The 20,995-nt window shown below is 71.0% G+C and carries 22 protein-coding genes; 9 read left to right on the forward strand and 13 right to left on the reverse strand.

What is annotated here, in order from left to right:
- The first annotated feature begins 10 nt into the window (after nucleotides 1–10).
- Together C2L58_RS24660 and C2L58_RS24665 are read left to right on the forward strand one after the other, a co-directional pair.
- Complete coding sequence (locus tag C2L58_RS24660) at nucleotides 11–655, forward strand: hypothetical protein (RefSeq protein ID WP_146073668.1); 645 nt, start codon at nucleotides 11–13, stop codon at nucleotides 653–655.
- A 1-nt stretch (nucleotide 656) separates the two neighbouring features.
- Complete coding sequence (locus C2L58_RS24665) at nucleotides 657–2,327, forward strand: Hsp70 family protein (RefSeq protein ID WP_158264164.1); 1,671 nt, start codon at nucleotides 657–659, stop codon at nucleotides 2,325–2,327.
- Nucleotides 2,328–2,383: 56 nt separating this feature from the next.
- Here C2L58_RS24665 and C2L58_RS50610 read toward each other — a convergent pair whose 3' ends face one another.
- Nucleotides 2,384–3,073 (reverse strand): alpha/beta fold hydrolase, encoded by a 690-nt coding sequence (locus C2L58_RS50610; protein WP_103339981.1) that lies wholly within the window; start codon nucleotides 3,071–3,073, stop codon nucleotides 2,384–2,386.
- The gene (locus C2L58_RS50615) at nucleotides 3,013–4,254 is read right to left on the reverse strand and encodes a YbfB/YjiJ family MFS transporter (protein ID WP_103339982.1); all 1,242 of its coding nucleotides are present in this window, start codon (nucleotides 4,252–4,254) and stop codon (nucleotides 3,013–3,015) included. Before C2L58_RS50615 ends, C2L58_RS50610 begins: the two co-directional genes overlap by 61 nt.
- Before the next feature lie 77 nt (nucleotides 4,255–4,331).
- Between C2L58_RS50615 and C2L58_RS24680 the strand changes: the two genes are divergently transcribed.
- Nucleotides 4,332–4,919: a TetR/AcrR family transcriptional regulator gene (locus C2L58_RS24680; RefSeq protein WP_103339983.1), complete on the forward strand. Its 588-nt coding sequence runs from the start codon at nucleotides 4,332–4,334 to the stop codon at nucleotides 4,917–4,919.
- A gap of 228 nt (nucleotides 4,920–5,147) precedes the next feature.
- Here C2L58_RS24680 and C2L58_RS24685 read toward each other — a convergent pair whose 3' ends face one another.
- Nucleotides 5,148–5,801, reverse strand: a complete 654-nt coding sequence (locus tag C2L58_RS24685) for a DUF3159 domain-containing protein (RefSeq protein ID WP_103339984.1) — start codon at nucleotides 5,799–5,801, stop codon at nucleotides 5,148–5,150.
- Nucleotides 5,798–6,931, reverse strand: a complete 1,134-nt coding sequence (locus C2L58_RS24690; RefSeq protein WP_233225900.1) for an FAD-dependent oxidoreductase — start codon at nucleotides 6,929–6,931, stop codon at nucleotides 5,798–5,800. Before C2L58_RS24690 ends, C2L58_RS24685 begins: the two co-directional genes overlap by 4 nt.
- A gap of 100 nt (nucleotides 6,932–7,031) precedes the next feature.
- Here C2L58_RS24690 and C2L58_RS24695 point away from each other — a divergent pair, with 100 nt between their 5' ends.
- Nucleotides 7,032–7,634, forward strand: a complete 603-nt coding sequence (locus tag C2L58_RS24695) for a TetR/AcrR family transcriptional regulator (RefSeq protein ID WP_103339986.1) — start codon at nucleotides 7,032–7,034, stop codon at nucleotides 7,632–7,634.
- A 40-nt stretch (nucleotides 7,635–7,674) separates the two neighbouring features.
- Nucleotides 7,675–8,328 carry a DUF4190 domain-containing protein gene (locus C2L58_RS24700; protein WP_103339987.1) on the forward strand — a complete coding sequence of 218 codons (654 nt, stop codon included), beginning with the start codon at nucleotides 7,675–7,677 and terminating at the stop codon, nucleotides 8,326–8,328.
- A 54-nt stretch (nucleotides 8,329–8,382) separates the two neighbouring features.
- On the opposite strand, the gene C2L58_RS24705 is transcribed toward C2L58_RS24700, so the two are convergent.
- From C2L58_RS24705 to C2L58_RS24725, 5 genes are read right to left on the reverse strand one after another with little or no spacing between them, the layout of a single operon-like run.
- A complete protein-coding gene (locus tag C2L58_RS24705; RefSeq protein WP_103339988.1) occupies nucleotides 8,383–9,591 on the reverse strand; it encodes a cytochrome P450 in 1,209 nt (402 codons plus the stop codon).
- A complete protein-coding gene (locus C2L58_RS24710; protein ID WP_013223335.1) occupies nucleotides 9,588–10,121 on the reverse strand; it encodes a GTP-binding protein in 534 nt (177 codons plus the stop codon). Before C2L58_RS24710 ends, C2L58_RS24705 begins: the two co-directional genes overlap by 4 nt.
- A 52-nt stretch (nucleotides 10,122–10,173) precedes the next feature.
- Nucleotides 10,174–10,533 carry a DUF742 domain-containing protein gene (locus C2L58_RS24715; RefSeq protein ID WP_103339989.1) on the reverse strand — a complete coding sequence of 120 codons (360 nt, stop codon included), beginning with the start codon at nucleotides 10,531–10,533 and terminating at the stop codon, nucleotides 10,174–10,176.
- 1 nt (nucleotide 10,534) lies between these two features.
- Entirely contained in the window at nucleotides 10,535–10,957 is a 423-nt protein-coding gene (locus C2L58_RS24720) for a roadblock/LC7 domain-containing protein (RefSeq protein ID WP_103339990.1), read from the reverse strand.
- Nucleotides 10,954–12,315 carry a sensor histidine kinase gene (locus tag C2L58_RS24725; protein ID WP_199191419.1) on the reverse strand — a complete coding sequence of 454 codons (1,362 nt, stop codon included), beginning with the start codon at nucleotides 12,313–12,315 and terminating at the stop codon, nucleotides 10,954–10,956. The genes C2L58_RS24720 and C2L58_RS24725 overlap by 4 nt, the downstream gene beginning before the upstream one ends.
- A 472-nt stretch (nucleotides 12,316–12,787) precedes the next feature.
- On the opposite strand from C2L58_RS24725, the gene C2L58_RS24730 reads away from it, so the two are divergent.
- Nucleotides 12,788–13,147, forward strand: a complete 360-nt coding sequence (locus C2L58_RS24730) for a hypothetical protein (RefSeq protein WP_103340018.1) — start codon at nucleotides 12,788–12,790, stop codon at nucleotides 13,145–13,147.
- Between the two features lie 27 nt (nucleotides 13,148–13,174).
- Here the strand turns inward: C2L58_RS24730 and C2L58_RS24735 are convergent, their stop codons facing one another.
- Nucleotides 13,175–13,723 (reverse strand): hypothetical protein, encoded by a 549-nt coding sequence (locus C2L58_RS24735; RefSeq protein ID WP_146073669.1) that lies wholly within the window; start codon nucleotides 13,721–13,723, stop codon nucleotides 13,175–13,177.
- Nucleotides 13,724–13,887: 164 nt separating this feature from the next.
- Here C2L58_RS24735 and C2L58_RS24740 point away from each other — a divergent pair, with 164 nt between their 5' ends.
- Complete coding sequence (locus C2L58_RS24740; RefSeq protein ID WP_158264165.1) at nucleotides 13,888–16,632, forward strand: AfsR/SARP family transcriptional regulator; 2,745 nt, start codon at nucleotides 13,888–13,890, stop codon at nucleotides 16,630–16,632.
- Here the strand turns inward: C2L58_RS24740 and C2L58_RS24745 are convergent.
- Nucleotides 16,617–17,186, reverse strand: coding sequence for a hypothetical protein (locus C2L58_RS24745; RefSeq protein WP_233225901.1), 570 nt, complete (start codon nucleotides 17,184–17,186; stop codon nucleotides 16,617–16,619). The genes C2L58_RS24740 and C2L58_RS24745 overlap by 16 nt on opposite strands.
- Nucleotides 17,187–17,368: 182 nt before the next feature.
- On the opposite strand from C2L58_RS24745, the gene C2L58_RS24750 reads away from it, so the two are divergent.
- On the forward strand, nucleotides 17,369–18,517 hold the full coding sequence (locus C2L58_RS24750) for a M48 family metalloprotease (protein ID WP_103339993.1): 1,149 nt from the start codon (nucleotides 17,369–17,371) through the stop codon (nucleotides 18,515–18,517).
- An 11-nt stretch (nucleotides 18,518–18,528) separates the two neighbouring features.
- Here the strand turns inward: C2L58_RS24750 and C2L58_RS24755 are convergent, their stop codons facing one another.
- Nucleotides 18,529–18,804, reverse strand: coding sequence for a hypothetical protein (locus C2L58_RS24755; RefSeq protein WP_103339994.1), 276 nt, complete (start codon nucleotides 18,802–18,804; stop codon nucleotides 18,529–18,531).
- Between the two features lie 80 nt (nucleotides 18,805–18,884).
- On the opposite strand from C2L58_RS24755, the gene C2L58_RS24760 reads away from it, so the two are divergent.
- Complete coding sequence (locus tag C2L58_RS24760) at nucleotides 18,885–19,646, forward strand: DinB family protein (RefSeq protein WP_103339995.1); 762 nt, start codon at nucleotides 18,885–18,887, stop codon at nucleotides 19,644–19,646.
- Between the two features lie 31 nt (nucleotides 19,647–19,677).
- Here C2L58_RS24760 and C2L58_RS24765 read toward each other — a convergent pair whose 3' ends face one another.
- Nucleotides 19,678–20,895, reverse strand: coding sequence for a L,D-transpeptidase (locus C2L58_RS24765; protein ID WP_103339996.1), 1,218 nt, complete (start codon nucleotides 20,893–20,895; stop codon nucleotides 19,678–19,680).
- Between the last annotated feature and the right edge of the window lie 100 nt (nucleotides 20,896–20,995).

The raw sequence follows: 20,995 nt of genomic DNA on the forward strand, positions 1-20,995 counted from the left end.
GGGAGGTAGTGTGCCGACCGAGGACGAGCGACGTTCGGCGGATCCGGATGCCGTGGAAGCCGATGACGCCGGGGAGTTGCCGCCGCCCGGTGAACACCTTTCCGGGGAAGAATCGCGCGAACCGATTGCCGAAAACCCCGATCCGACCGGGCTCGTCGAGCGACTGGCCGAAGAGGTGGCCGCGTTACGCGCGGACTTCGCCGCCAAGATCCGCTACGACGAGGTCAAGGAACGAATGATCGTCAGCATGCACGAGGAACTTCAGGGTTTTCGTGCCGGCTTGCACCTGCGACTGCTCCAACCGGTGTTCGCCGACCTCATCGCGATGCACGACGACCTGGTCGACGCGCTGAGCCTGGACAATGCCGCGGCCGAACTCGACTCTTTCCGGGAATCCGTGCTGGAAACGCTGTCGCGCAACGGCGTGTCCAGTTACTCTGTCGGTTCGGACGAGGTCGACACGGCACGACAACGGGTCATCCGCACGGTCGCCACGAGCGATGAGACGCTGGATCGGCGCGTGCAGCGCCGGATCCGGGTCGGTTTCGAATACGACAACGGCAAGGTGCTGCGCCCGGAGTGGGTAGCGACCTACCGTCATACCTCGAATGCAAAAGAAAACGTGGCGACGGTGCCGGCCGTCGGAGGGGAATGAAGTGGACGACAACACGGTATTCGGCATCGACCTCGGCACCACGCACTCCTGCATCGCCTACATCGACGAGGCGTCCGGGCGGCCCGCCCTCGTGACCAACGCGGAGGGAGACCTGACGACGCCGTCGGTCGTGCTCTTCGAGGGCGCGGACCGGGTGGTCGGCAAGGAGGCGAAGAACGCCGCCGTGATGTACACCGACCGCGTCGTGGCCATGGTCAAGCGGCAGATGGGTGTTGCCGACTGGCGGTTCAGCTACGAGGGACAGGACTACACCGCCGAAGAGATCTCGTCCTATGTCCTGCGCAAGCTCGCCGGCGACACGAAGGAGATGCTCGGCCTGCCGGTGCGGGAAGTGGTGATCACCTGCCCCGCGTACTTCGGCATCGCCGAACGCGAGGCGACCGCCAAGGCCGGTGAGATCGCCGGCCTGAAGGTGCTCGAGGTGATCAACGAGCCCACCGCGGCGGCGATCTCCTACGGCGTGCACGCCGACGGCGACCAGACCGTGCTGGTCTACGACCTCGGCGGCGGCACCTTCGACGTGACGCTGATCGAGATCAAGGACGGATCGGTGCGGGTCGTCGCGACCGACGGCGATCACCTGCTCGGCGGGCGGGACTGGGACGAGGCCGTCGTGGACTACCTCGCCGGGCAGTGGCAGCAGGAGACGGGTTCGCCGGACGACCCGAAGGATTCCGAGGAGACCCTGCAGGATCTGTGGCAGCGCGCGGAGGACGGGAAACGGGCGCTGAGCACGCGGTCGGAGACCCGGATCACGGTCAGTCACGGCGGGCAGCGCGTCGCCGTGACCCTGACCAGGGAGAAGTTCGACGAGCTCACCGCCCACTTGCTGGAGCGCACCGTCGAGTTCACCAAGGCCGTGCTGGCGGTCGGCGGGGAACTCGGCGGCGGCTCGTTCGACAAGCTGCTGCTGGTCGGTGGCTCGACGAGGATGCCGCAGGTCGCCGCGCGGCTCAACCGGGAGTTCACCGTCACGCCGGTGATGCACGACCCCGACCAGTCCGTCGCCAAGGGTGCCGCGATCTACGCGCAGAAGCTCAAGCTCGGTGAGGTGATCCGGACCGAGATCGGCGAACTCACCGGGAAGCAGAACACGCCGGTGGACAAGGACAGCGTGTCCGCGGAGGTGTACCAGCAGGCCGTCGAGAACGTGGCCACGCGGGCCGGTCTGGTCATGGAGGCCGTGAAGAAGATCGACCGGATGACCGTGACCAACGTGGCCAGCAAGAGCTTCGGCATCGTTGTGCTGGACAGGGTCGACGGCACGGAACGGGAGGTCATCTCCAACCTGGTGCTGGCCCAGGAGCCCGTACCGGTGACCAAGAGCCAGACCTACGCCACGGTCGAGGTGGACCAGCCGCGGGTCGACATCCGCGTCATGGAGAACGGTCAGCGGGACCGCACCGTGCCGCTCGAACACGGCCGCGCCATCGGTCTCGCCGTCCTGCCGCTGTGCGACGGATTGCCGAGCGGGTCGCCGGTCGACGTCACCTTCGAACTGACGCCGGACGGGCGGCTCAAGGTCACCGGCCAGGACCTGGCCGAGTCCGGTGCCGAGACGGTGGCCGTCGTGGAAACCGACCGAGGGTTGTCCGAGGAGGAGTTGCGGCAGGCCAAGGAGCGCGCCGGGGGCCTCAAGGTCAGCGGCTGACTGCCCTTGCGGATCGGCCAACACCGGGGCAGGTGGTGACGACCTGTCGCCGGTGGTCATGGTCTGTCCACAGTCGACGGCTGAGCGGCGTCGAGCAGGATCTTCAGCAGCTCGGCCGGCGCGTCACGCATGAGGTTGTGGCCGCTGTCGAGTGCGTGGGTGGTCCATGCGGGGTCCGCGCGAAGGCGCTCGTAGATGGGCGTGAAGGGTGACTGGCCGTCCCAGGCGGCGGCGTAGACGTAGTCCCGGCGCCGGAAGCCGGTGCCGTCGCCGGAGAGGCGGAGCGGCTGGAGCAGGGAGGCGAGCGGGTGCGGGGTGGCTCGCGGGTCGAAGAACGGCAGGGGGCGTGTGGCGTAGCCGTTGTCCACGACGTCGAGGTACCAGCTACGTTCCTGGTCGGAAACCAGCGCCCAGCAGGAATCTCCGTGCGCGGGCACGACGGCGTCGAGGTACACCAGGCAGTCCACGCGCTCGGGCCGGCGGTCGGCGGCGCCGGTGATGACCATTCCGCCGTAGCTGTGGCCGACCAGCACGGCGTCGTGGATCTTCTCGGCCGCCAGCAGGGCGGTCACGTCCTCGATGTGCGTGTCGAGGTTGACCCCGCCGTGCAGGAGGTGGCTGCGTTCGCCCACCCCGGTCAGCGTCAGGGGGTGGACGCGGTGGCCGTGCCCGCGGAGTTGCTCGGTCAGTTCGGCGAAAGACCAGCCGCCGTGGCACATGCCGGGGACGAGGACGAAGGTGGCCATGACCGTGCTCCGTTTTGGTTGTCGGGTGGGGGTTCAGCGGATTTCGGCGTCGAGTTTCGCGGTGCAGCGGGCCGGGCCGCCGCCAGTGCCGCCGCGGCGGCGCACAGAACGGCGGTCCAGGCCAGGGGTGCGGCGGCCGAGGTGTGGTCGGCGAGGATGCCGGCCAGCCACGGGCCCACGGTCTGCCCGGTGGCGAAGAGCATGGTGAACGCGGCCAGCGTGGCGGTCCAGCCGGCGGGCGGAACGGCTGTCCGGATGTGGGCGGTGACGGCCGCGGGGACCGCCATGAAGGTCACCCCGTAGGCGACCGCGGAGGCGATCACGACCGCGGGTGAGGGCGACAGCAGCGCCAGCGTCGCGCCGCCGGCCAGCACGCCGAGCACGACGGCCAGGGCGCGGGTGCCGGGCCAGCGGGTGATCGGGCGGCTCCACAGGACCGGGGCGACCACGACCGCGGCGCCCAGCGCCGTCCACGTGAGGACCACCCGCATCACCGGTGCGTGCCGTTCGGCCAGGTAGACGGACAGGAAAGTGATGTAGGTGATGTACCCGGCGGCGAAGAGGAAGTACGCCACGGCGACCCGCCACAGGGGACGCACCCGTGCTCGGCCGGCCTCACCGGCCGGCAGCTCCTCGCCGGTTCCCGCCGCCGTCCAGCTGATCAGCGTGGCCAACCCGGCCGCGGCACCCAGACCGGCCCACGCCGCCTGCCAGTGATCACCCAGAACCGGGATGGTCGCACCGCTGAGGACTATCCCCAGGCCCGTGCCCGCGAAGTACACCGTGATCGGCACGCTGGACCCGGCACGCGCGGCGATCCGGGCCGCGATCACGCCACCCGCGACGAACACCACCGCCCCGCTCGCCCCAGCCACGGCGCGGACCGCCGGCAGCACCACGAAATCGTCACCCGCCGCCGTACCCGCCAACGCCAACGCGGTGACGACCATGCCCCAGCGGAACACCGCGGCAGTGCCCCAACGGCGCACCAGAGCCCCCGCCACCGCCGCGCCGACCAGGTAACCCAGCCCGTTCGCGGCGCTGATCACCCCCGCGTCGGCCAACGTCCAGCCCAGGTCGTCCCGCATGGCCGGCACGAGCAGCCCGTACGCGAACCGCGCCAGTCCCAGCGCGGACGCGGTTCCGAGCGCCAGCCGCACGGCCCGCCCCGTCGCTGTCATGCGCACCCCCCAGATCGAACCGATCAGTTCTATCCGGACGCTAGCACAAGGATCGAACCGATCGGTACGATCAGGTCATGCCCGTTGCCAAAGGCACGACCATCGACCCGGAGCGCACCCGCGCGACGATCCTGCACGCGGCCACCCAGGTGCTGTACGAACGCGGGCTCGACGGCATCGGCGTGGCCGAACTGTGCGCCCGCCTCGGCGTGTCCAAGGAGACGCTCTACCGGCACTTCGGCAGCAAGGACGGACTCGTCCAAGCGATGCTCGAAGCACGGAGTGACCGGGTCGTCCGCTGGCTGACCGACGCCGTCGAGGCAGCCGGAGACGACCCCGCCGACCAGCTCACCGCCCTGTTCGACACGCTTCAGGGGTGGTACGACGAGCCGGCTTTCCGCGGCTGCGCGCTCCTCAACGCCGCCGCCCAGCACCACACCGGCACCGTCCGGACCATCACCACCCGCCACCTCGGCCGCTACCTCGAACTGCTCACCGGAATCGCCGGCCGTGCCGGAGCCGCCGACCCCGGCCGGCTCGGACAGCAACTGCTCATCCTCGTCGAGGGCGCCACCGTCGTGGCCGACCACCACGACTCCACCCGCGCGGGCGAACTCGCACTCCAGGCCGCACTCACCCTGCTCGCCACGGCCCGCCGAACCTGACCTGCCACCACCGGACAGCCCATCGGGGACGAACGCCGTGCCAGCTCGACGACGCCGGCGCCCGCCACGGGAAGGTGGCAGCCTCCGGCGTTCGCCGCGGCACTCGTTTCACCCGAGCGCGTTGCGGCTGACTGGGTGCCTGGCGCACTTTCCGCCGCCGGCGGCATCACTGCGGTAGGCCGAGCCGTCGCGCGCCCGCGCTCGAAGGCCTGAGACACGAAAGCCTGGTCAACGACGACGGCCCTGCCCGCGAGCGGCGAAATCGGCCTGCGCGTGCGGGTCTTCGCGGAGTATCCGCCAGCACAGGTACAGGCAGACACCGGCCGAGGGCGCGCCTCCCAGCAGCGTGGCGGCGACGCCGAGTGCGGTGGTCTGCCCGGCCACGTACAGCGGCAGCTGCACCGCCGTCGCGATGGCGCACTTCACCACGAACACCGCCGTGCACAGCTGGTGGCGCCGCCGTGCTGCCGGGTCGCGCCGCCAGCCGGACCGGTCGCGGCGAACCACCCCCAGCACCACCCCGACCACCGGCCACCGCACCAGCATCGACAGCAGGAAAACCGCTCCCTGGGCCGCCTGGATCACCACGGCCGGAAGGTAGAAGTCGATCGCCTGCCCGGTGGCCCCGGCCAGCAAGGCGGAGCCCCCGACGATGGCCAGCCCGATCGCCGCCGACCAGTAGCGCCGGTCGGTCCACACGCGCACGGCCGCGAGCACCGCCACCGCGCCGACGGCGATCAGCGCGGAGGTCCACACCTCGCCGGTCAGCAGGGAGGCGACCAGGAACACCACCCGGGACGCGACGCCCTCGGCGACCGTGCGCCAACCGCCCACCGCGTCGAACACCGACAGGGACTTCCGGGTCAGCACGTCGAGGCTCATGCGCTCGCCTTCGCCGCGACGGGCGTGAAGCTGGTGCGGCGCATGGTTTCTTCGTAGGCGCCGATCGCCTCGAGCAGGCCGAGCCGGCCCCGGTCCGCGTCGGCCAGCGCCTCGCCGAGGCGGTGCGCGTCCCGCATCGCCACGTTGCCACCGAAACCCGGGGCCAGGTGGATGGCGTCGCCGAGGACCGTCACCGGGCTGGCGGGCCACGCGGGCATCGGCGGGATCGTCCCGATCCGGAGCGCGGCCGTGACGTCCGGCCAGGCCTCGGCGACGATCAGCCGCAGCGTCGGGTGCAGGTCCGCGGCCAGCTCCTGAGCCTGGTGCCACACCGAGGCCGGTGAGCCGAGCCGCTCTTGTGTGCAGGGCAACGCCCACATCACGTAGTCCTCGATGTCCACGACCGCGCGAGAACTCAACGCGGGCAACAACTCCTCCCGCGCGGTCACCGGCCGCCGGGTGAACCGCAGCACACCCAGCGCCATCATCGTGCCGCCCGCACTCGCGGTGGCCGGGCTGTCGCCGACCAGCGCCGGCAACCCGGTGCCGGCCACCGCGCGCAGCGGCGTCGCCCCCATGACCATGCGTCGTCCCGTGTCGGCCACCCGCACGTCCGGCAAGTAGCGGCGGCGCACCGCCGAACCGATTCCGTCCGCGCCGACCAGGACGTCCCCGGTATCCGTGCCGCCGTCGGCGAAGAAGGCCCGGACCGTGCCGTCGGCGCGCCGCTCGAACCGCGTGAACCCGGCTCCGAACCGGACCACGTCGTCCAGTCCGGTCAGCAGCACCGCCCGGAGCAACGGCCGGTGGACCTGCCGGCCGGGCCGCGCCCGGCCGGCCGAACCGTCGGACGGCCGGGTACCCACGACGGTCAGCTCTCCGTCCACTTCGGACAGTGTGAGGGTCTGCTCGCGCGGCCCGCCCGTGGTGGCTTCCGCCATCGCGACGTGCGCTGGAGGCAGGCACGCCCGCAGCGCCGCCGCGCCCCGGTCGTCGAGGTGCAGGCTCACCCCCTGCCGACGTCCCTGCGCGCCATCCCGCTCGTGCACCGCGACGTCGATGCCCGCCCGGCGGAGCCCGTGGGCCAGCGTCAGCCCACCGAGGCCCGCGCCGATCACGATCACTCTCATGTCCCCAGCCTTTCTTCACCACTTGATGAAGAACACGCTACGGCGAGTCCGCGCAAAACTCCACCGGCCGATGAAGAAATGGTGCTAGGCTTCGGTGGTCATGACGGAAGACGGCACCCACGGCCGCCCCGGACGCTGGCGGTCCGGCGCGGAGAGCAAGCAGCGGATCCTGCAGACCGCGCGTGAACTGTTCGGCGAGCACGGTTACCGCGCCACGACCGTGCGCGCGATCGCCACCGCGGCGGGGGTCGACCCGGCAATGGTGTTCTACTTCTTCGGCACCAAGCAGGGCCTGTTCGGCGCCGCTGTCGAGATGTCCGAAAACGTCCCGCCGGCCATCGAGTCGATCTTCGCCGGCGACCTCGACACCATCGGCGAGCGCATCATCCGGACCCTGGTGGAGAACCTCGACAAGTCCGGCCGCACCCCGCTCGTGATGCTGACCAGATCGGCGCCGAGCGACGCCCAGTCCCAAGAGCTGCTGCGCGAATTCATCGACCGCGAAATCACCGACAGGCTGGCCGCGCTGCTCGGCACGCCGGACGCCGCGCTGCGGGCCGCCATGGTCAACGTCCAGATCCTCGGTCTCACGGTGGCGAGGTACATCATGCGGATCGAACCGATCGCGTCCGCCTCCGTCGACGAACTGGCCGACAGGTTCGGTCCGCTGGTGCAGCACTGCCTGACCGCACAGGCTCGGTAGGATCTTCTCCGCCGGGTCGGGGGATTCCGGAGGGGGAACCTTGTTCGACGAAACGCGTTCGACGCTGTCCAGCCACGACCAGACGACGGTCCACGGCCCCGTGGGCTCCACCGAGCGGACCGACGGGTTCGCGATCGCGTCGTTCCTCTGCGGCCTCGTCGGCCTGGTGCCGCTCGCCGTGCTGTTCGGCATCCGTGCGCTCGTCCGCACCAACCGATCGGGGCGCGGGCTGGCGGTGGCCGGCCTCGCGCTCAGCGTGCTCTGGCTGGGCGTCGGCGTGGTGAAGGTCGCGCCCGTGCTGTTCGCGCACCCGGTTGCCACGCTCGCGCAGCTGGCCTCCGACGGCAAGGACTCCATCCACGCCCTGGGTACGGGCGACTGCTTCGACTCCGGCGCCGACGGCGAACACGTCACCCGGATCCCGTGCGACAAACCGCACGACGAACAGATTTTCGACCGCATCGACGTGGGCGAGACCGCTGATGCCTACCCGGGCCTCGAAGCGATTCGCGAACCGGCGCTGACCACCTGCCGGATCGCGGCGGCGGCCTACTTCACGACGGGCACCCCGCCGTCGGGACTCGAGTTCTTCGTGCACCTCCCGACCCGCGAATCCTGGATCGCCGGCGTACGCGCGGCGACCTGCACCTTCGGGCGGCCGGGCGAGAAGCTCACCGCGTTCGTGCAGCCCTGACCGGGTTCGGGCCCGGTTGCGCATGCGATCGAAAGCCTGGCGGCCCGTCCGGGGTCACCAGGCCAAAGTGAACTTCACCGGCAACGCCGCCAGGCCGCGGAACAGCGGCGACGGCCGCCACTCCAGCGTGTCGGGCGGCACCGCCAGCACCACGTCCGGGAGGCGGTCGAGCAGGACTTCGATCGCGGCCTCGGCGATGACCTTGGCGATCTCCTGGGCCGCGTACGGACACCGGTGTTCGCCGTGGCTGAACGACATGTACGCCTGGTTGCCGGTCGACGCCTGCGGGACCGGGCGGACGAGCGGGTCCTGGTTGGCCGCGGCGAGGCCGAGGATGAGCAGGTCGCCCTGGCGGATCTGCCGGCCGCCCAGCCGGAGGTCGTGGACGGCGAACCGGCCCGGGAAGTTCTGGGTGGGTGTGTCCTCCCAGAGCACCTCGTTCAGCGCCTGGCCGACGCTGCGACGGCCGCCGGACAACGTCATCGCGAAGCGGTCGTCGGTGAGCATCAGCCGCAGGGTGTTGCCGATCCAGTACGCGGTGGGCAGCTGCCCCGCGTTCATCAGGTGGAGCAGGTCCTCGGTGATCTCCTCGCCGGCGAGCGCGGCCGGGTGGGCCAGCAGCCGCGACGTGACGTCGGGTCCGGGATCGCGCCGCTTGGACTCGACCATTCGCCGCACCTTGTCCCGGACGCGCGCGTAAGCCTCGTTCGCGCCCTCGCCGGCGGCGTGCGTCCGGTAGACGTCACGGACCAGGTCGCCGGTTTCCGCGGCCGGCACGCCGATCATCCGGGCGACGACGGGCAGCGGTATCCCGTCGGCGTACTGCGTGATCAGGTCCGCCTCGCCGGAGCCGGCGAAGGCGTCGATGAGCTCGTCGGCCACCTGCTGGGCCCGCGCGCCCAGGTCGAACTGGTCGACGGCGCCGAGCGCTTCGTCGAGCGCCTCGGCCCGCCGCCGGTGCTCGGCGCCCTCGGCGAACATCATCGTCGGCTGGTAGCCGAGGAGCGGGAGCAACGGCCAGTCCGGCGGCACCCGGTCCCAGGCGTTCCAGCGCCGGGAGTCGCGCCCGAAGACCTCCGGATTGCTCACGACGTGCTGCACCTCTCGGTAGCCCAGGACCAGCCACGCCGGCAGGTCGCCGTCGAGCAGGACCGGGGCCACCGGCCCGTGCGCCCGCCGCAGCTCCGCGTAGAGGTCGGCGGACTTCTGCTGGAATCGCGGCCCGTACAACGGCGTGGCGAGGGCGGGCTGGGGCGTGGTCATGACGCGGTCTCCCGGGCGGAGGACAGGGCGAAGAGGTGGTTGACGAGGGTGAGCAGGACGGTCTTGCCGGAGTCGCGCCGCCGGGCGTCGCAGTCGATCAGCGGGACGTGCGGGGACAGGTCGAGGGCCTGCCGCACCTGGTCCAGGGTGTGTTCCGGCCGGCCGAAGTTGTTGCGCGCCACGATGAACGGCGTCCCGTGGTGTTCGAGGCGGTCGATGGAGTACCAGGAATCGGCCAGCCGGCGGGTGTCCACCAGCACGACGGCGCCCAGGGTGCCGGCGAACAGGCGGTCCCAGAGGAACCAGAACCGCTCTTGGCCCGGCGCGCCGAACAGGTACAGCACCATGTGCTCGTTGAGGGTGATCCGCCCGAAGTCGAACGCGACCGTGGTGGTGGTCTTGCCGTGCGAGGCGCCGTCGTCGATCCCGACGCCCGCCTGCGTCATGGTTTCCTCGGTGCTCAGCGGGCGGATTTCGCTGACCGAACGGACCATGGTCGTCTTGCCCACCCCGAACCCGCCGACGATCACGATCTTCAGCCCGTCCCTGGCGGTGCTCGGCAGCGGCGTACGGGCGTCTTGCTCAGAGCTTCTTGAGTCCAACAAGCACCTGCTTCAGGGTTTCGAGATCGGGCAGACGGGCGTCGTCGGGAGCCGACGACGGGTGGCGGGCGGTGATCCGGCCGGTGTCGAGCAGGTCGCACAACAGGATCTTCACGACGCTCACCGGCAGGCCGAGCTCCGAGGAGACCTCCACCATCGCCGTCGGGTGCCGGCACATCCGCAGGATCTTGACGTGCTCGGACTGCATGCCCGGAACCGGATCGCCTTCGCTCACGATCAGCGTCACGAGGTCCAGAGCGCTTTCGTTCGCACGGCTGCGCCCGCCGGTGACGGTGTACAACCGGTCCGGGTCCTCGCGGTGCAGGTCTTCCCGGCTCATGTCATCCGGCCGCGGTGCCGCGGCCGGGGTCGGGGCGGGGCGGGGCGGTCAGGTGCTCGCCGATCTGCTCGACGAGCTCGTTCATGTTGTGGCCGATGACGCCCACGTCCGCGTCGTCGCCGGCGATCACGGCGAGGTGCGCGCCCTCGCCGGCTTCCACGATGAACAGCATCCCGCCGTGGAACTCCGTCATCGACTGCCGGACGCCGCCGGTCCCGTCGCCGAACTCGATCGACGTGCCGTACGCCAGGCTCTGGATGCCCGAAGCGATGGCGGCCAGCTGGTCGGCCTGGTCCATCGTGAGCCCCCGGGTGTGGCAGAGCTTGAGCCCGTCCTTGGACAGCACCAGGGCGTGCCGGGTGCCCGGCGTCTTGCTCAGGAGGTTCTCCAGCAACCAGTCCAGGTCGTGATCCGTGGTGTTCATCGGCTGTCCTCCGAAGGAGCGGAAGGGCGGGTTCCCCGGCCGGCCGCGCGGAAGGCGCTGAACCGCGCACCGGCGTCGGCACGGGCCGGGGCGGGGCTCGCCGCCGGCGGCGAGCCCGTCTTGGGCGCGGCCGCCAGCGTCTGCCCGCGACGTCGCTGCGGCAGCCCGGACGACGCACTCTCCACTTCGGACTCGGTCGCGGCGGGCGTGGCGGCGGCGGGTGCGGGCGGCGCGGCCGCTGGGCTCGGCGTGCCCGGCCGGGCGTCCGGTTCGGGTTGCGTGATCAGTTGCCGCGGGATCATGACCACCACTCCGGTGCCGCCCCGCGCGGACGGCCGGAAGTGCACGGTCAGGCCGTGTTTGCGCGCCAGGCACCCCACCACCGCCAGTCCCAGCCGGGTACCGGACAGCGTGGTCAGGTCCAGCGGCTCGGAGGACACCGCCCGCACGGCGCGCTCCAGCGCCGCGGGGCTCATGACGAGGCCACTGTCCTCGATGGTGACCACGACCCCCGCGTGCACTTCCTCCACGTACACGTGCACGTTCTCCGACGGAGGCGAAAAGGCGGCGGCGTTGTCCATCAGTTCGGCCAGTGCGTGCATGACGCCTTCGGCGGCGTACCCGGCGACCGCGACGGTGCTCGTCGAGTGCGTTTGCACCCGCTGGTAGGCGCTGATGCGCCCCATCGCGCCGCGCAGGATGCTTTCCATCACGATCGGCTTGGTCCAGCGCCGGCCGGACCGGGCCCCGGTCAGCACCGCGATGCTGTCCGCCAGCCGGCCCGCCTGCGCGGTGCTGTGGTCCAGCTTGAGCAGGTCGCCGAGCACGTTCTCGTCGTACCGGCCTTCCATCTCCCGCAGGTCGGCCAGCATGCTGGTGGCCAGCGCCTGAACCCGGCCGGCGGCGTTGGCGCAGGCCGCCATCGTCGCCGCGCGCATGCGCTCTCCCCGGCCGATCTCCTGCGCGACCGTGCCCAGCAGCCGCCGGTGGACGCCGTCGACGGACCCGGGCACCTCGGCGAGCGCGGTGTCCACCGACGCTCCATCGCGCACGCGCTGGACCACGGCGGGCAGCGTGTCGTCGGCGAGCCGGACGACCTCCGCGTCCAGCGCCGCGGCGTGGCCCCGCAGGTGGCGCACCGCCTGCACGCAGTACGCGGCGACCGTGACCGCGGCGCACACCACCACGGCCGCCACCGCGCCGTACCAGGCCACGAACGTCCGGTCCGCCGCGGGCGCCCCGGCCGTCATCCACCACCAGATCCCGCCGGTGACGACGATCGCGGCCGGCAGGACGAACAGGGCTCGCCCCACCGGCAGGCGGGCGGCCTGGTGGTGCGCGGGTAAGTGCACTGACATCGATCAGGTCCTCGTGGGGCGCTCGGAGACAGGGACATCAGGGGTGCGGAACCGGAGCGCGCCACGCAGCGGCACCCGATATCGAGCGGTCGCGGGAAACGCGCCCGGGCTCGCGCGGCATTTCACTGCAGGGTGACCGGCGGACTGCCGTGGGGTCGGGTGGGGAAGCTTCGATCCAGGCTCCTCATTCCCTGCGACGGTCGCCTCGGCAAGGTGCGTGCCCGGTAACGCGCATCGAGACGATGCGTCGCCGGCGGCGAGCAAGACCCTAGCGCCGATCTTTCCCGTTCGTAAGAGTCAATCTCCGGCGGCACCTTTTTCGCCGATCTTCGACGTTTCCGGGAAGTCAATCTCCAACGAATCGGTCCGCGCATCGGGAAATGGGCGAGGAATCAGGTGCCCGACCCGCTTCGGCGATCCTCGCCGGGGCCGGCGGGCGGTGGACCTCGCCGGATCGACGTACGCTGCCCAGGTGATCGAGATCGGTTCGCGGGCACGCACGCTGCCGGCACCGCCGCCGGTCGTCTGGGACTCGCTCGTGGAGCCTCGCCGGCCGGGCACCCGTCCGTGGCTCCACCTGCTGGCCGACGAAGTCGAACCCCGGGTCCTGGCCGCGGAGAAGCCCAGCCGGGCGGTGTGGTCGTCGTTGTGGCCGAGCCGGCCCGACGATCGGATCCAGTTCGCGCTGACGGCGTCGCGCGACGGAGGGACCCTGCTGAGATTCACCTTGGTCACTCCCGGTGAAGCCCCCGATCAGAGCAAGACCGGCCACCTCCGGCGGCGGCTCAACCAACTGCTGTTCGCCGATCTCCGCTTCTCCTACGGCCAGTGAGCCGCGCTGACCGGACCGGCCGGGCCGCTAGTCCCTGATCGTGCAGCCGTTCCTGGTGCAGATGGCGCGGTGCAAGTGGCTGTTGTCGAAGTCCCACAGCTCGACGTAGGCGATGGTGATCCCGCCCGGAGCGTCGCAGGGGATGTCGACGGCGAAGTCCCGGGTGTCGCCGACGGACGCCGTTCGTGGTTCCACACTCGATATGCAGTGGGGGGACTCGCCTTGGAAGACGGCCGTCTTTTTCGCGGAGGCCGCTTTGACCGAGCCCGCGGTGTGAATGCTGCGGGCGTACCAGGTGATGGAGCCCTCGAGAAAGCCGGCGCCGTATTCCATGCGGAACGGCGTGACCGGATAAGCGGCCGGCGTGCTCGCGTAACCGGCCGCGGGGCCGGTGAGCATTCCGAGCGCTGCCAGTATTGCCGCGATCAAGACAACCGGGAATGCGCCGATTTTGTTCTTCGCCGTGGCCGGCCTCCGACCCGGTTGCCGTTCGCATCCCGGACCCCGCCGGCGCGACAGCCGAAGCCCAGCCTCGAGCCGCTCCCGACGCGCCGATCGGCGCCAGTTCGCATCCATCGTCAACGCCTCCCCACGTTGCCACCGGTGAGGGAATGCTCGCAGCGACCGCTTCTCGAACGCTGTACACCAGGAGCGGACGCACATAGCGCCGATTCACCCAAACGGTCCTGTACCCGGCCGGTTTTTCTGGTATGGCTGAACCCGGCTGGTACGGTTCCGACATGCCGGAGGGTTGCTGGGACATCCAGGTTCTCGGACCGCTGTGGGTGGGTTGGCAAGGCGTCGAAACAGACCTCGGCTCCCCGCAGGCGCGTGCCGTGTTCGCGGTGCTGCTGCTGTCCGCGAATCAGCCCGTGACCTGGGAAAGAATCGCTGACGAGCTGTGGGACGAGCACCCGCCGGCCACGGCGAAGACCCAGATCCACGGCCTGATCTCGCGGGTGCGCCGCGCCCTGCCGCGGCCGTTGATCGCCACCCGGCGCTCGGGCTACGTGCTCGAGTTGCCCGCGGAAGCCCTGGACGTCGAGCGGTTCACGACGCTCACCGCGACGGCCCGCAAGCTGATCGCGGAGGAGCAGCTCGAACAGGGCACCCGGCTGATGGACGAAGCGCTCGGCCTGTGGCGCGGCCCGGCGCTGCCCGACATCCCCGTGCCGTCCGCGCGGGTGGCCGCCGACCGGTGGGACGAGCTGCGGCTGGCCGCGATCGAGGACCGCGTCGAGGCGGACCTGCTGCTGGGCCGCACCCACGGGCTCGTCGACGAGCTGACCGAGGTGATCGCCGCCCATCCGCTGCGGGAACGGCCGCGGGCGCAGCTGATGACGGTGCTGGCGCGGTCCGGGCGGATCCCGGAGGCGCTGGAGGTCTACCTTGACCTGCGCCGGACCATGGTCACCGAACTCGGTGTCGAGCCGTCACCGGCGCTGCGCGCACTGCACGCCGGCGTCCTGCGCGGCGAACCGACGTTGCGGCCCGCGGTCACCGCCCCGCGCGAGGTGAACCGGCCACGGCAGCTGCCGGTGGATCTCGCCGACTTCACCGGCCGGGCCGGCCTGCTGGCCGAGCTGGCGGCCGACCTGCGCACGCCGGACCGGCGCGAGCCGCTGGTGCTGACCATCTCCGGCGTCGGCGGACTGGGCAAGACGACGTTCGCGGTGCGGCTGGCGCACGAAGTCCGCGACGCGTACCCGGACGGCCAGCTGTTCGCGACGCTGGGGGACTCCGGTGCCGACACGGTGCTCCCCCGGTTCCTGCGCGCGCTGGGCGTCGCGGTCGACATGGTGCCCGCCGACCAGGACGAATGCTCCGCGCTGCTGCGTGACCTGCTCGTCGACAGCAAGGTGCTGATCGTGCTGGACAACGTCCAGCACGAACGCCAGGTCCGGCCGCTGCTGCCCGCCGCGCCCGGCTGCGCGGTGCTCGTCACCAGCAGGCAAACGCTCAGCGGGCTCGAGCACGGCAGGCGGGTCCGGCTCGACCTGCTCAGCGATGCGGACGCGGCCAGCCTGCTCAGCACGATCACCGGGGTGCGGCACGGGCCCGAGGAGGCGCTGCTGGCGCACTGCGGCGGCCTGCCGCTGGCCCTGCGGGTCGCGGGCGCCCTGCTCGCCGAACGCCCCCATTGGAACACCGCGGACCTGGCCGACCGGTTGACGGCCGAGCGGACCCGGCTGGACTGGCTGGCGGTCGGCGACCTCGCCGTCCGCGCCAGCTTCGCGATCAGCTACCGCCAGCTGCCCGCCACGCACCAGACCCTGTTCCGCAGGCTGGGATTGCTGTCCGTGCCGACCTTCGGCGCGTGGCTGGCCGCCGCCGTGCTGGGGATCGACGCGCGCGCGGCCGAGCGGATGCTGGAGGACCTCGTCGGCTGCCACCTCGTGGAACCCGCCGGCCGGGCGGCGGGCGCGGCCCGCTACCGGCTGCACGACCTGTTGCGGTGCTTCGCGGCCGAGAAGGCCGAGGAGGAACCGGAGGCCGAACGCCGGCAGACCATCACCAGGGCCCTCGGCGGCTGGCTCTCCCTCAGCGAGCAGGCGGCGGCCCGGCTGCCGCGCAGCGTGCTGACCGCGCTGCCCGGCGACGCGACCCGGTGGCCGGCCGACAGCGAGCCGATCACCGACGCCACGGAGTGGTTCGAGGCCGAGCTGCCCGCGCTGCACGCGGCCATCAAGATCGCCGTGGCCCAGGGGATGACCGACCACAGCTGGGAACTGGCCATCATGTGCCAGCAGTACTTCGACCACAGCGGCCGCAACGAGGTGTGGTTCCAGTTCACCACCGAAGCGCTCACCGGGGTGCCCGGCGGCCGCGGCCGGGCCGCGCTGCTGCTCGGGCTCGGGCAGCTGCACATCTACTGGGACCGGTTCCCGGAGGCGTTCGCCGCGCTGCGGGAGTCGTTGGCGATCAGCGAAGAGATCGGTGACGTGCCGGGGATCGCGCGTGCGCTCGGCGGCCTGGCCACCACCTACCGCGTGACCGGCCAAGCCGACGAGGCGCTGGAGTTCAACGCACGCGCGACCGTGCTGGCCGCCGAGACCGGCGCCCGCCACCTCGAGATCCAGCTCCGCGCGGGCGCGGCGGCGCTGCACCTGGCCGAGGGCAGGCCCGGGCGGGCCTGGACGCTGCTGGAAGAAGCGTTGGAACGAGCCATGACACTGGGCGACGACCACCGCACGGCCGCCGTGCTGACCCGCTGCGGCGAGTTCAACCTCAAGCAGGACGCGCCGGCGAAGGCGTTGCGGCAATTGACACGGGCCCTGGAGATCGTGGAAGGCCAGCGCGACCGCCGCTGCACCGCGCGGGTGCGGCTCCAGCTGGGCCGCGCCCACGCGATGCTCGGCGACATCGCGACGGCGACCGACGTGCTGGCCGCCGCCTGCTCGCTGTTCGTCGAACTCGGCGACGGGCAGAACGAGGCCAACTGCGCGTTCGAGCTGGCCCACGCCCATGCTCAGCCCTCAAGCTGACCGCCGGCCGACACCACGAGCGTGATCGGCCAGCGAACCTCTTCGGTCTCGGCCGACATCCGTTGGTGTGAAAGGACGTCCAGCTGCCCGGCCGTCAACCGACCGCCGGTGGCGATGCAGGAGCGCACGAGCGACCGCAGCTCCGGGTTCGCCGCGTCCGGCCGCAGGTCACGCTCCCACAGCTTGAGCGCGTGCAGCGCGGCGCGGCGTGACACGTCCGGGGTCGAGGCGTACCAGTGCCCGCCCATCCTGCCCGGTGGCGGACCGCCGGGTGCGGGCACGCGCCGGCCGAGCCGCTTCTGCGCCACGCGTGCGTCGAGGAACGAAGCGACCTCCTCGCGCCACACCGCGCGGCTGGCCTCCAACGCCTCGAGTGCCCGCAGCAGCGCCGATTCGTGGTGCTGGTACGGCCCGGCCAGCTCACCGAGGAAGCTCAACGTCGCCCGGTGACCGATCGGGTGGTACCACCCCACACACGAACACAACGCCGCGACCCGCCGGCCGTGCGCCAGCCGCCCGTCACGCACCCGGCGCGCCCGCTCGGTGAACCCCATCGGCAGACGGTACCGAGCACCCTGTCCCTAGTACTTTCGGCCGATGTCCGCACCGCCGAAATCCTCCGAAAGACGTGGGCCATTTCGGGGTTCTTGTCCGGGCGCCGGTTCCGCCGCCAATCACCGCCCTACTGTGGCGGCGATCGGTGATCTTGAAACGGACCAGCAGAGGGGAAACCACCTTGCCCAAGCGGACCGGATTTCTCGGCAACACGCTCGCGGCAGCGGGCACCGCGGCGGCGCTCGTGCTCGCCACGGCCGTTCCCGCCGCCGCCAGCACGCCATCCACCGTCGAGGAGGATGTCGCGCAGCTGTACCAGGACGTCATCGACCTCTACAACGGCCTGCCCAGAGACGCGCTGCGCGGCGTCGACCGGCTCATCGAGTCGCCCATCCCGCGAATCGGCCCCCAGGCCCAGGCCGCGCAGGACCCGATCCCGGGGTGTACCGAAGGTTCGCTGCTGACCTACGCGAACAAGCTCGCGAAGCAGCTCACCCCGCTCGAGGGCCAGGCGCTCGACGCGCTGTCGGCGCTCAGCCAGCTCTACGTCCAGGGCGTCGCGTCCGACAAGACCCCGCAGGTCTTCGGCACCGATGGCCAGTACACCGCGCGCGCCACCGCCACGATCGACAAGCTGCGCGGCTTCTGGGACATCGAAAGCTGGAACATCCAGCTCGTCGCCTGGAAGGGCACCGACCTCGGCAGCCAGGCGAAGATGGCGCAGACCTTCGGCCTCGGGCTCGCACCGGCGAAGGTGAAGGCCGCCGCCGCGCTCGCCACCAAGGTGCTCTACGAAGTGCCGGCCCTGCAGGGCGGCCGCAACCCGCTGATCACCTTGAACGCGTTTTCCGCCTCGGCCGACAACCTCGGCGGTAAGCGCGTGGCACTCGGCGACGGCCTGCTCGACACCGTCGACGTTCTCGGGTTCGACGACGTCTCCGTGGAGTCCGTGATCGGCCACGAGTACGGCCACCAGGTCGACTTCGCCCACCAGAACTACCCGCGCAACGAGTCTTCCGAGATGGGTCCCGACGCCTACGGCGGCTACTTCGTCGCGCACGCCAAGGGTTTCGGCTGGAACGCCCGCACCCAGCAGGAAGTCGTCTACCTCGACGCCTCCATCGGCGACTGCTTCCACAGCCACGGCACCCCCGACCAGCGCAAAGCCGCCGGCGCCTGGGGCGAGAAGCAGGCGACGGGCCAGGCCAACCCGAACCGGATCGTCCCGTCCGCGACGATGATCGAGAAGTTCCAGAAGGTGTACCCGAAGCTGATGCCGCCGGCGACCGGTCAGGCGGCCGGAGCGGCGGTGGCTGCGGCTCGCGGCTGAGCCTGGGTTCCCTACGGTGGGCCGTCTCTCTCGATGAGGGGGAGACGGCCCAGCCTGTTTGCGTTGCGGAGGAAGGGTTGTGTTCGACGGCGGCTTCGGGTGATCTCGATGGCCGGCTCCGCCCGGTCCCGGGTGCACACGATCGACACGCGGTGGCCGCCGTGGTCGAGGACCCCTTGGTGGAAGTTCGGTGTGACACCGTCGGCGATCCGGAACTCGACGATCCGGCCGCCGGTGCGCCGGGCCGCTTCGTGGCACGCGCGGCGGAACTCGCGAAGGTCGGTCATCGCGCGACCGTACCCGCGAGTCAGGGGCAATTCTCGCCGTTTTCCAGTAACCGCCGCCGCCGGTCAGCGAGACTGCTTCGATGATCTCCGAATACGTCCAGAGCGACCGATTCCGTGGTGCCCGCATCCACCTGTGCGACCTCGCGGGCCTCGAGATCCGCGACTGCGAGGTGACCGGCCTGAAGATCGTCGACTGCTACGGCAGCGACGTCTACCTCGGTGGCTACTTCGAGCGCCTCGTCGTCAACGACGTCGACGTGACCGCTTATGTCGAGGCTGAGCTCGACCGGCGGCACCCCGCGCGGGTGCCGGCGCGGAATGCGGCTTCGCCCGAGGACTACCGGGCTGCTTGGGACGCCATCGAGACCGTCTGGAGCGCGACGCTCGACCGGGCGAGGCTGCTGCCCGAGGCCGCACTGCAGGAGCGGGTCGACGGCGAGTGGTCGTTCGTCGAGACGCAACGGCATCTGCTGTTCGCCTGCGACGCCTGGCTCGGCAACGCCGTGCTCGAGGAGGAAGCGCCCTACCACCCGCTGGGCTTGCCCGCCGGGGGCACGCCGCCCGACGCGGCGGCGAAGCTCGGCCTCACCCTCGAAGCCACCCCGACATTCGACGAGGTGCTCGCGCCACGCCTCGCCCGCATGGCCGCGATGCGGCGGGTCGTCGACGGGCTCACCACCGCCGAGCTCGACCGGGTGTGCGGGCGCAAGCCGGCGGACATGTATCCCGAACAGGAATACGTCGTGCGCCGCTGCCTCAAGGTGGTGCTGAAGGAAGAAGCCGAGCACCACCGTTACGCGGTGCGCGACCTCGACCGCCGGGGTGGGACGCCGTCAGCGTGAGCACCGAAGGCGTCCTTCCACCGGGGCGGCCTCAGCCGTGCAGGGCGCTGCCGGCCTGCCACGCCGACCAGCTGATGGCCCAGTCGCCGTGGCCGTTGTTGATGGCCAGCTGCGGGCCGCCCGAGTTGGTGACCTCGACCACGTCGCCGACGTTGAAAGTGTCGAAGAACCACTTCGCGTTCTCGGTGTTCATGTTGAGGCAGCCGTTGGAGACGTTGTCGCTGCCCTGCACGCCGACCGTCTTCAGGTTCTCGTGCAGGTACTCGCCGTCGTTGGAGATCCGGACGTTCCAGTTCTCCGGCGCGCTGTAGTAACCGGGGTCGCCTTCGCACACGCCGTAGGTGCAGGAGTCCATGATCTTGTGGTCCTCCTTCCCCAGCACGGTGTGCGTGCCGTTGAAGGTCGGGGTCGCGCCCCGCGGCGGGGTGTCGGCGGTCTTGCCCATGCTGGTCGGTGCGGTCCGCACCAGCTGGCCGTTGTGGAACGCCTTGATCTGGTGCGTCTTGCCGTCCGCCTTGGCGATCCAGGAGTCGTGCACCTTGTAGGTGGCCGAGACGTCCTGGCCGCCGTACAGGCCGCCCCCGATCGGCGTGCCGAAGGTCGTGGTCTCGAGCTTCACCGTCGAGCCGGCCTTCCAGTAGTCCTTGGGCCGGAAGTGCACCTCGCGCTTGCCGACCCAGTACCAGCCGCCCTCCTGGGCGGGCGAGGACGTCACCTTGAAGGACTTCTCCACCGTGGCCTTGTCGGTGATGTCGTGGTCGAACTTCAGGCCGATGATCAGGCCCACCCCGAAATCACCCGACGCCGACTGGAAGAGCGCCGGCGTCGCGACCCCGGCCGGCTTGACCGTGTGCACTTCCCCGCGCTGTTCGGTCGCCGCGCCCGCCTGGTTCACCGCGGTGGCGACCACCTGGTAGGTGGACGCGTACCGGAGGCGGTCCGAGCTGGTCCAGGTCGTCTTGTCCGGCGAGAGCTCGCCCTTGACGGCGTTGCCGGTCTGCGGGTTCGTCACCGCGACCGCCTGCAACGTGCCGCCCGACGCCTTGACGACGATCGGGTCCTTCGGGCTCAGCTGGTCCCCGCCCTCGAACGCCACCGTCGCGGCCGGTACCCCCGGTACGGTCGGCGTCCCGGCCGCGCCGGCCGCTCCGATCGCTCCGGCCGGTTGCGCAGCCCCCACCGTGCCGGTCTCACCACTACATGCCGCCAGCAGCAGGGCCACCAGGCCGAGTCCGGCGATGCGGATCATTCTCACGAACCTCAAGACGTGCCAGACCAGCCGAAGTTGTGTAACGATCCGATCTCTCGGGAACCGGTTCCGGCCCCGGCGAGCGGCCGCGGGCCGCCGG

Source organism: Amycolatopsis sp. CA-126428, from assembly GCF_002904335.1.
Taxonomy (GTDB): Bacteria; Actinomycetota; Actinomycetes; order Mycobacteriales; family Pseudonocardiaceae; genus Amycolatopsis.

Bases quoted from the DNA above. Each gene is read 5' to 3' on its own strand.
- C2L58_RS50610 (WP_103339981.1), bottom strand. From the start codon at position 3,073: ATGGCCACCTTCGTCCTCGTCCCCGGCATGTGCCACGGCGGCTGGTCT.
- C2L58_RS50615 (WP_103339982.1), bottom strand. From the start codon at position 4,254: ATGACAGCGACGGGGCGGGCCGTGCGGCTGGCGCTCGGAACCGCGTCC.
- C2L58_RS24680 (WP_103339983.1), top strand. From the start codon at position 4,332: ATGCCCGTTGCCAAAGGCACGACCATCGACCCGGAGCGCACCCGCGCG.
- C2L58_RS24685 (WP_103339984.1), bottom strand. From the start codon at position 5,801: ATGAGCCTCGACGTGCTGACCCGGAAGTCCCTGTCGGTGTTCGACGCG.
- C2L58_RS24690 (WP_233225900.1), bottom strand. From the start codon at position 6,931: ATGAGAGTGATCGTGATCGGCGCGGGCCTCGGTGGGCTGACGCTGGCC.
- C2L58_RS24695 (WP_103339986.1), top strand. From the start codon at position 7,032: ATGACGGAAGACGGCACCCACGGCCGCCCCGGACGCTGGCGGTCCGGC.
- C2L58_RS24705 (WP_103339988.1), bottom strand. From the start codon at position 9,591: ATGACCACGCCCCAGCCCGCCCTCGCCACGCCGTTGTACGGGCCGCGA.
- C2L58_RS24715 (WP_103339989.1), bottom strand. From the start codon at position 10,533: ATGAGCCGGGAAGACCTGCACCGCGAGGACCCGGACCGGTTGTACACC.
- C2L58_RS24720 (WP_103339990.1), bottom strand. From the start codon at position 10,957: ATGAACACCACGGATCACGACCTGGACTGGTTGCTGGAGAACCTCCTG.
- C2L58_RS24725 (WP_199191419.1), bottom strand. From the start codon at position 12,315: ATGTCAGTGCACTTACCCGCGCACCACCAGGCCGCCCGCCTGCCGGTG.
- C2L58_RS24735 (WP_146073669.1), bottom strand. From the start codon at position 13,723: ATGGATGCGAACTGGCGCCGATCGGCGCGTCGGGAGCGGCTCGAGGCT.
- C2L58_RS24740 (WP_158264165.1), top strand. From the start codon at position 13,888: ATGCCGGAGGGTTGCTGGGACATCCAGGTTCTCGGACCGCTGTGGGTG.
- C2L58_RS24745 (WP_233225901.1), bottom strand. From the start codon at position 17,186: ATGGGGTTCACCGAGCGGGCGCGCCGGGTGCGTGACGGGCGGCTGGCG.
- C2L58_RS24755 (WP_103339994.1), bottom strand. From the start codon at position 18,804: ATGACCGACCTTCGCGAGTTCCGCCGCGCGTGCCACGAAGCGGCCCGG.
- C2L58_RS24760 (WP_103339995.1), top strand. From the start codon at position 18,885: ATGATCTCCGAATACGTCCAGAGCGACCGATTCCGTGGTGCCCGCATC.
- C2L58_RS24765 (WP_103339996.1), bottom strand. From the start codon at position 20,895: ATGATCCGCATCGCCGGACTCGGCCTGGTGGCCCTGCTGCTGGCGGCA.